Source organism: Streptomyces sp. FH025 (assembly GCF_017427025.1).
Lineage (GTDB): Bacteria > Actinomycetota > Actinomycetes > Streptomycetales > Streptomycetaceae > Kitasatospora.
On the sequence record NZ_JAFLNG010000384.1, the window covers coordinates 1 to 7,505 of the forward strand.

A 7,505-nucleotide genomic window follows, 5' to 3' on the forward strand; every position below is an offset into this window, starting at 1 on the left:
CCCGGCGCCCCCCGACTGCGGCTGCTCGCGGCCGAGGAGGAGCTGGACCGGCAGGTCAGCGGCGTCATGACCACGGACCTCCAGGACCCGGGCCGCTACCTGCACGGCGGCGAACTGGTGCTCACCGGCATGCTGTGGCGCAGCGGCCCGGCCGACTCCGAGCGGTTCGTACGGACCCTCGCGGCCGGCGGCGCGGTCGCCCTGGCGGCCGGCGAGGCCGAGGTCGGACCGGTTCCCGAGGACCTGGTCGAGGCCTGCCGCCGGCACCGGATGCCGCTGCTGGCCGTGCCCGACGACATCGCCTTCGGCACCGTCACCGAGTTCATCGGCCGCCAGGTCTCCGCCGACCGGGCCGCCGACCTCGCCGCCCTGGTCGACCGGCACCGGCTGCTGGTCTCGGCGGCCGGCGGCGGCGGGTTGGACGCGGTGCTGGACCTGCTCGGCGGCGACCTCGACCTGGACTGCTGGGTGCTCACCCCGACCGGTGCGGTGATCGCCGGCCCGGCCGAGCGGCTCACCGCCGAGGACCGCGACCAGCTGGTCCGCGCCCACCTCGCCGCCCAGCGCCAGCGCCGCCGCCCCCCGCACCGGGCCCGGCTGGCGGGCGGCGTCTACTCGCTGCTGCCCGCCCCGGCCTCCGCCGAACACGAGGCACCGCTCGCCGACTGGGTGCTCGCGGTGGCCGGCGACATCACCGAATGGACCACCAAGCGCCAGCAGCTCGCCGAGAACCTGGCCCGGCTGGTCGCGGTCGAGCGCCACCGCCGGGACGAGGGCCGCCGGCTGCGCCGCCGCCTCGCCGACGAACTGCTCGCCCTGCTGCGCCGCGACGCCGACCCGGCCGAGCTCGGCCGCACCCTGTACGCCTCCTCGGCGATGGCCGCCCGCTACGAGGGCCCCGAGCCCAAGTCCCCGGCGCAGGAGGACTCCTGGCTGGTGCTCAGCGCCGAGGGCACCGGCCTGCCCGAGGGCATGGTGCGGGCCGTCCTGGAGGAGGCGCTCGGCGGCACCACCGACCGCGCCCTGGTCGCCGGGGCGGGAACCGGCGCCGTGGTGGTGCTCCCCGCCCCGGCCGGCCCGGTGCCCGCCGACGTCCTGCGCGAGCTGCTCGCCCCGCTGGAGGCCGGGCTCGGCTCGGAGGGCCGGATCACCCTCGGAGTCTCCGCCCCCGCCGCCGAGGTCGGCGGCCTGCGCGGCGCCCTGGAGGAGGCCCGGCACGCCCGCCGGATCGCCGCCGCCCGGGTCGGCCGGGTCTGTGTCGCCGGCCCCGAGGAGCTGGCCTCGCACGTGCTGCTGCTGGCCGCCGTCCCGGACGAGGTGCGCCGCGCCTTCCGCAGCCGGCTGCTGGACAAGGTGATCGCGTACGACATCGAGCACCAGGCGGACCTGGTCCGCACCCTGGAGGCGTTCCTGCGCTCGGACGGCTCCTGGACGCGCTGCGCCGGGCAGTTGCACGTCCACGTCAACACGCTGCGTTACCGGATCGGGCGGATCGAGGAGCTGACCGGGCGGGACCTCTCCCGGTTGGAGGACCGGGTGGACTTCTACCTGGCGCTGGAGCTGGCCTGATCTTCTCCTGGGATTTGCCGAAGTTTTCCTGGGATTTTCCTGTGAGATTCCGTCCGTGAGGCGCCGGTCCGGCGGGCTCCCGTCCGGCTCCCCGGAAAGCGGAGGGCCCGCCGCGAACGTTCGCGGCGGGCCCTTCACTCGTACCGGTCTGTCACTGCGGCGGGATGACCGAGGTGAGCCACTCGAAGGCGCTCGGCACCATCTGCTTCCACATGTCGGTGGTGTGCGGGCCGGTGCTCTCCTCGACCTGGACCTTGGTCGGGTCCTTGGCCACGGCGGCGATCGCCTGGCCGGCCTCGTAGCCGTCGCCCTTGGCGCCGCTGACCAGCAGGGCGACCTTCGGCGGCTGCTGAGCGGTCTTGAGGATGTTGACCGGGTTGTTGGCCTCGCGCAGCTTCGGGTCCTTGCCGACCAGCGAGTCGCCCTCGGTCGCCGGGTCGTTGTAGCCGGACATCGCGATGCCGGCCCGGTAGCGGTTGGGGTGGGCCAGCGACAGCTTGGCCGCGCAGTGGGCGCCGGCCGAGTAGCCGGCGATCGCCCAGCGGTCCGAGGACGGGTCGGCGCGGAAGTTGTCCAGCACCATCTGCGGGACGTCGCGGGTGATCCACGCGTCGGCGTTGATCTTGCCGGGGATGTCGGTGCAGCCCGCGTCCTGGTGGTTGCCCAGCAGCAGGGTGCGCGGCGAGACCAGGATGAACGGCGCGACCTTGCCCTGCTGCATCAGCGGCTTGAGCTGCTCGGACACCTTGAGGGTGCCGTACCAGGTGGAGGAGGAGCCCGGGTAGCCCGGGATCAGCTCGACCACCGGGAACTTCTTGTCCTTGAACGCGGGGTCGTTGTACTGCGGCGGCAGCCAGACCAGCACCTCGCCGTCGACGCCCGACACCTGGCCCTTGAGCTCGGTCTTCTGCACGTCGCCCGGCACCGCCGGGTCGTTCACGCCGCCGAACTTCTGCAGCACCTTCGGCGGCTGCTTGGCGGCGTCGGCGGACTGCCCGTTCGGGTTGCCGGCCGGGTCGGCCGGTGCCACCGAGGGCACCGCGCGGACGTGGTCACCGGTGCCGAGCAGGTCGTCCCAGTTGCCGTAGATCAGGTTGGCGTTGTTCACCATCACGAAGACCATCAGCACGGCCGTGACCTGGCAGAACATGATCATGACGATCCGAGAGAGGAACCGCACCGGCTGGGGGCCGCCCACCTTCCCCCAGAACAGCAGCGCCACAGTGATGGACACCGGCACAAGGATGACGGTGAGGATGAAGAATGGCGTACCTGTCAGTTCCATCAATTCTCGTATCCGGGTCGCTCGCCGCCCGGGCCCCACTCGCCCGGACGCGCGTCAATGGCATCAGACGGCAGAGAACCGGTGATCGGTTGCCGTCCGAATCTGTGCGGAACCTGAGAGGAACATCACGTTGCCGTGGTGTTCCGGGCTCGGATCGGCGCCTAGTCTGCCACCCGAACGGCGTACGTCCGGACCAGATGCTCAGCGAACTACCAGGAAGGTCCCCCGGGGCACCTTACCTTCCGTGCCGATCGCCCCGCTGGGCGAGGCGGTGCGATTCCGCGCGGCCGGGCCAGAGAGACTATAGGGATGAGCACAACCCGCTTTCGCCCGTCCCGCCGCTTCTGGCCCGTATGCGCCGTCCTGGCCATCGCGGTCACCGCGGCCGGTTGCAGCAGTACCGGAGGCAGACGCGCCGAGGAGGCCCGCGCCAAGGCCGCGGCCACCGGCGGCAGCGCCGTCACCACCCCGCGCTGGAAGGTCGCCATGGTGACCCACGCCGGTGCCGGCGACGCCTTCTGGGACACTGTTCGCAAGGGCGCCGAGCAGGCCGCCGCCAAGGACAACATCACCTTCCTGTACTCCAACGACGCGCAGACCCAGAACCAGGTCCAGCTCGTCCAGGCCGCCATCGACCAGAAGGTCGACGGCCTGCTGGTCACCCTCGCCAAGGGCGACGCCATGGCCGACGTCCTCGGCAAGGCCAAGGCGGCCGGCATCCCGGTGATCACCATCAACTCCGGCGAGGAGTACTCCGCGAAGTTCGGAGCGCTCACCCACATCGGCCAGGACGAGGCCACCGCCGGGCAGGCGGCCGGCCAGGAGATGGCCGCCCGCGGCCGCAAGAACGTGCTCTGCGTGATCCACGAGCAGGGCAACATCGGTCAGGAGCAGCGCTGCTCCGGCGCCCAGTCCAAGGCCGGTGCCGGCTTCCAGGTGATGTACGTGAACGGCGTCAACATGCCCGACGCCCGCGCCGCGATCTCCGCCAAGCTCCAGTCCGACCCGAGCATCGACACCGTGCTCACCCTCTCCGGCCCGATGGCGGCCACCGGACTCCAGGCCATCCAGGACGCCCGCCCCGGCATCGAGCTGGACACCTTCGACCTGGGCCCGCAGGTGGTGGCCGGCCTCAAGTCCGGCAGCGTCGGCTTCGCCGTCGACCAGCAGCCGTACCTCCAGGGCTACCAGGGCGTCGACCTGATCTGGCTGTACAAGTACAACCTGAACATGCTCGGCGGCGGCAAGCCCGTCTCGACCGGCCCTCAGATCCTGACCAAGGACAACGCCGACGCGCTCGCCGAGTACGTCGCGAGGGGGACCAGGTGAGCACCCCCGACCTGCTCGTCCAGGACCGCCCGGCGGCCCTGCGGCGCCTCCTCGCCCGCCCCGAGCTCGGCTCGCTGATCGCCGCCGCCGCGGTGTTCGTGGTCTTCGCCGTCGTCGCCGAGCCCTTCCTGCGGGTCTCCTCGCTGGGCACCGTGCTCTACGCGGCCTCCACCATCGGGATCATGGCCGTGCCGGTCGCGCTGCTGATGATCGGCGGCGAGTTCGACCTGTCGGCCGGCGTGCTGGTCACCACCGCCGCGCTGACCTCCTCGATGGTCTCGTACCAGTTCACGGCGGTCACCTGGGTCGGCGTCCTGGTCTCGCTGGCGACCACGCTGGCGATCGGCTGGTTCAACGGCTGGATGCTCGGCCGCACCAAGCTGCCCAGCTTCATCGTCACCCTGGGCACCTTCCTGATGCTGACCGGCGCCAACCTGGGCGTCACCAAGGCGATCTCCGGGACGGTCTCCACCAAGTCGATCGCGGACATGCAGGGCTTCGAGTCCTGCCGCTGGCTGTTCGCCTCCGAGGTCACCATCGGCGGGCTGACCGTCAAGGCCACCGTCTGGTGGTGGCTCGGCATGCTCGCGGTCGGCAGCTGGGTGCTGCTGCGCACCCGCTTCGGCAACTGGATCTTCGCCGTCGGCGGGGACGCGGACGCCGCCCGCGCGGTCGGCGTGCCGGTCGCGCGGACGAAGACCGTGCTCTACCTCGGGGTCGGCTTCGGGGCCTGGGTGCTCGGCCAGCACCTGCTGTTCTCCTTCGACACCGTGCAGTCCGGCGAGGGCGTCGGCAACGAGCTGATCTACATCGTCGCGGCGGTCATCGGCGGCTGCCTGATCACCGGCGGCTACGGCTCGGTGGCCGGCTCCGCGCTCGGCGCGCTGATCTTCGGCATGGCCAGCAAGGGGATCATCTACGCCCAGTGGAACCCGGACTGGTTCAAGTTCTTCCTCGGCGCGATGCTGCTGCTCGCCGCCCTGCTGAACGCCTACGTCAAGCGTCGGGCCGAACGGGGGCCGCGATGAGTTCGGAACTGCTCGCGCTCGAAGGCGTCGGCAAGACCTACGGGACGGTCCGGGCGCTGGAGGACGTCTCGCTGACCCTGCGGTCCGGTGAGATCAGCTGCGTGCTCGGCGACAACGGGGCCGGCAAGTCCACCCTGATCAAGATCATCGCGGGGCTGCACCGGCACGACGAGGGCCGGTACACCGTCGGCGGCGAGGAGGTCCGCTTCGACTCCCCGCGCGAGGCCCTGGACCGGGGCATCGCCACCGTCTACCAGGACCTCGCGGTCGTCCCCCTGATGCCGGTCTGGCGCAACTTCTTCCTCGGCTCCGAGCAGGGCATGCGCCGCTGGGGCGGCCTGCGCCTGGACGCCGACGGCATGCGCGCCACCACCCGCGAGGCGCTCGCGAAGATGGGCATCGACCTGCACGACGTCGACCGGCCGATCGGCACCCTCTCCGGCGGGCAGCGCCAGTGCGTGGCCATCGCCCGGGCCGTGCACTTCGGCGCCAGGGTGCTCATCCTGGACGAGCCGACCGCGGCGCTCGGCGTCAAGCAGTCCGGGGTGGTGCTCAAGTACGTCACCGCCGCCCGCGACGCCGGGCTGGGGGTCGTGCTGATCACCCACAACCCGCACCACGCGTACCTGGTCGGCGACCACTTCACCCTGCTCAAGCGGGGGCGGATGGCGGGCAGCCACCCGCGCGCCGAGATCAGCCTGGAACAGCTCACCACCGAGATGGCCGGCGGCTCCGACCTCGCGGAGCTGTCGCACGAGCTGGCCCGACCGTCCGATTCACGGGACTCCCAGGAGCTCCGTGGGTCCTACGGGTCCCTAGATTCCAGTGATTCCCGTGATTCCCGAGATTCCCGTGAGGAGCGTCCGCAGCCGTGACCAGCCCCCAAGGCAGCACCCGGCCGGCCGTCCTGCCCACCCTGCTCGGCCTCGGCCCGCGTGCCGAACGCCGTCGCCGTGCCCTGCCCGCGGGGATACTGCGGCTGCCCACCATCGGTGTCGACATCGGCGGCACCAAGGTGGTCGCGGGGGTGGTCGACGGTGAGGGGAAGGTGCTGGAGAAGCTGCGCACCGACACCCCGCACAAGAGCAAGAGCCCCAAGGTCGTCGAGGACGTCATCGTCGAGCTGGTGCTGCAACTCGCCGACCGGCACGACGTCCACGCGGTCGGCATCGGCGCGGCCGGCTGGGTCGACGCCGACCGCTCCCGAGTGCTCTTCGCCCCGCACCTCAACTGGCGCAACGAGCCGCTCCAGGAGGCGCTCAGCGAGCGTCTGCGGTTCCCGGTGATCGTGGAGAACGACGCCAACGCGGCCGCCTGGGCCGAGTGGCGCTTCGGCGCCGGGCGCGGCGAGGACCACATGGTGATGCTCACCCTGGGCACCGGCATCGGTGGCGCGGTCGTCCGGGACGGCTACGTCGACCGCGGCAAGTTCGGGCTGGCGGGCGAGTTCGGGCACATGCAGGTGGTGCCGGGCGGGCACCGCTGCCCGTGCGGCAACCGCGGCTGCTGGGAGCAGTACTCCTCCGGCAACGCGCTGGTGCGCGACGCGCGCGAGCTCGTCGCCGAGGAGTCCCCGGTGGTGCAGCCGCTGCTCGCCCGGGCGGGTGGCATCGTCGAGGGCATCACCGGGCCGCTGGTCACCGAGGCCGCGCAGGCCGGCGACCCGACCGCGACCGAGCTGCTGTACGAGGTCGGCACCTGGCTCGGCGTCGGCATCGCCAACCTGGCGGCCGCCCTCGACCCGGGGCGCTTCGTCATCGGCGGCGGCGTCTCCGAGGCGGGCGACCTGCTGCTCGGCCCGGCCCGGGACACCTTCCGCCGTACCCTCACGGGCCGGGGCTTCCGCCCCGAGGCCACCATCGTGCACGCCGCCCTCGGCAACGAGGCCGGCCTGGTCGGGGCGGCCGACCTGGCTCGGCAGGTGGCCCGGCGCTTCCGCACCATCAAGCGACGCCGGGTGGAGCGCAGCGCGCTGTAGGGGCGCGAACAGCTGACGGCGGACAGCTTTCAGTGAACAGATTTCGTTATCTGTTCGCTGAAAGCTGTCCGCCGTCGATCGCCTCTCGGGTGGCCTCGCCGCCGTTGTCCCGCGCCCGCCCGCCTTCGTGCCCGCCGCCCTGGTCGCGGGCGGTGTGCGGCGGGCGTGAACGGTTGACGGCGAACAGAATTCAGCGAACAGATTACGTTTTCTGTTTGCTGAAATCTGTCGTCCGGCAGTCGCCCTCTGGGCGTCCGGTCTCGCCAGCGTCAGCCGGCCGACTTCCAGCGGTCGCGGCCGTCGCTGCCGGCGCCGC

6 protein-coding genes are annotated in these 7,505 nt (G+C 71.9%); 5 read left to right on the forward strand and 1 reads right to left on the reverse strand.

Annotation, left to right across the window (positions count from 1 at the left end):
* Positions 1-15 precede the first annotated feature (15 nt).
* Positions 16-1,569: a PucR family transcriptional regulator gene (locus tag J0670_RS24380; protein ID WP_243437450.1), complete on the forward strand. Its 1,554-nt coding sequence runs from the start codon at positions 16-18 to the stop codon at positions 1,567-1,569.
* Positions 1,570-1,720: 151 nt separating this feature from the next.
* Here J0670_RS24380 and J0670_RS24385 read toward each other — a convergent pair whose 3' ends face one another.
* Positions 1,721-2,803 (reverse strand): alpha/beta hydrolase-fold protein, encoded by a 1,083-nt coding sequence (locus J0670_RS24385; RefSeq protein ID WP_307806668.1) that lies wholly within the window; start codon positions 2,801-2,803, stop codon positions 1,721-1,723.
* 360 nt (positions 2,804-3,163) lie between these two features.
* Here J0670_RS24385 and J0670_RS24390 point away from each other — a divergent pair, with 360 nt between their 5' ends.
* Genes J0670_RS24390 through J0670_RS24405 form a run of 4 tightly spaced genes read left to right on the forward strand, consistent with a single transcriptional unit; the run spans position 3,164 to position 7,189 of the window.
* The gene (locus J0670_RS24390; protein WP_207813799.1) at positions 3,164-4,183 is read left to right on the forward strand and encodes a sugar ABC transporter substrate-binding protein; all 1,020 of its coding nucleotides are present in this window, start codon (positions 3,164-3,166) and stop codon (positions 4,181-4,183) included.
* Positions 4,180-5,211 (forward strand): ABC transporter permease, encoded by a 1,032-nt coding sequence (locus J0670_RS24395; RefSeq protein WP_207813800.1) that lies wholly within the window; start codon positions 4,180-4,182, stop codon positions 5,209-5,211. The genes J0670_RS24390 and J0670_RS24395 overlap by 4 nt, the downstream gene beginning before the upstream one ends.
* A complete protein-coding gene (locus tag J0670_RS24400; protein WP_207813801.1) occupies positions 5,208-6,086 on the forward strand; it encodes an ATP-binding cassette domain-containing protein in 879 nt (292 codons plus the stop codon). The genes J0670_RS24395 and J0670_RS24400 overlap by 4 nt, the downstream gene beginning before the upstream one ends.
* Positions 6,083-7,189, forward strand: a complete 1,107-nt coding sequence (locus J0670_RS24405) for an ROK family glucokinase (protein WP_207813802.1) — start codon at positions 6,083-6,085, stop codon at positions 7,187-7,189. Before J0670_RS24400 ends, J0670_RS24405 begins: the two co-directional genes overlap by 4 nt.
* Positions 7,190-7,505: the final 316 nt, after the last annotated feature.

Coding starts and splice junctions, on each gene's coding strand:
- J0670_RS24390 (WP_207813799.1), top strand. CDS start 3,164: ATGAGCACAACCCGCTTTCGCCCGTCCCGCCGCTTCTGGCCCGTATGC.
- J0670_RS24400 (WP_207813801.1), top strand. CDS start 5,208: ATGAGTTCGGAACTGCTCGCGCTCGAAGGCGTCGGCAAGACCTACGGG.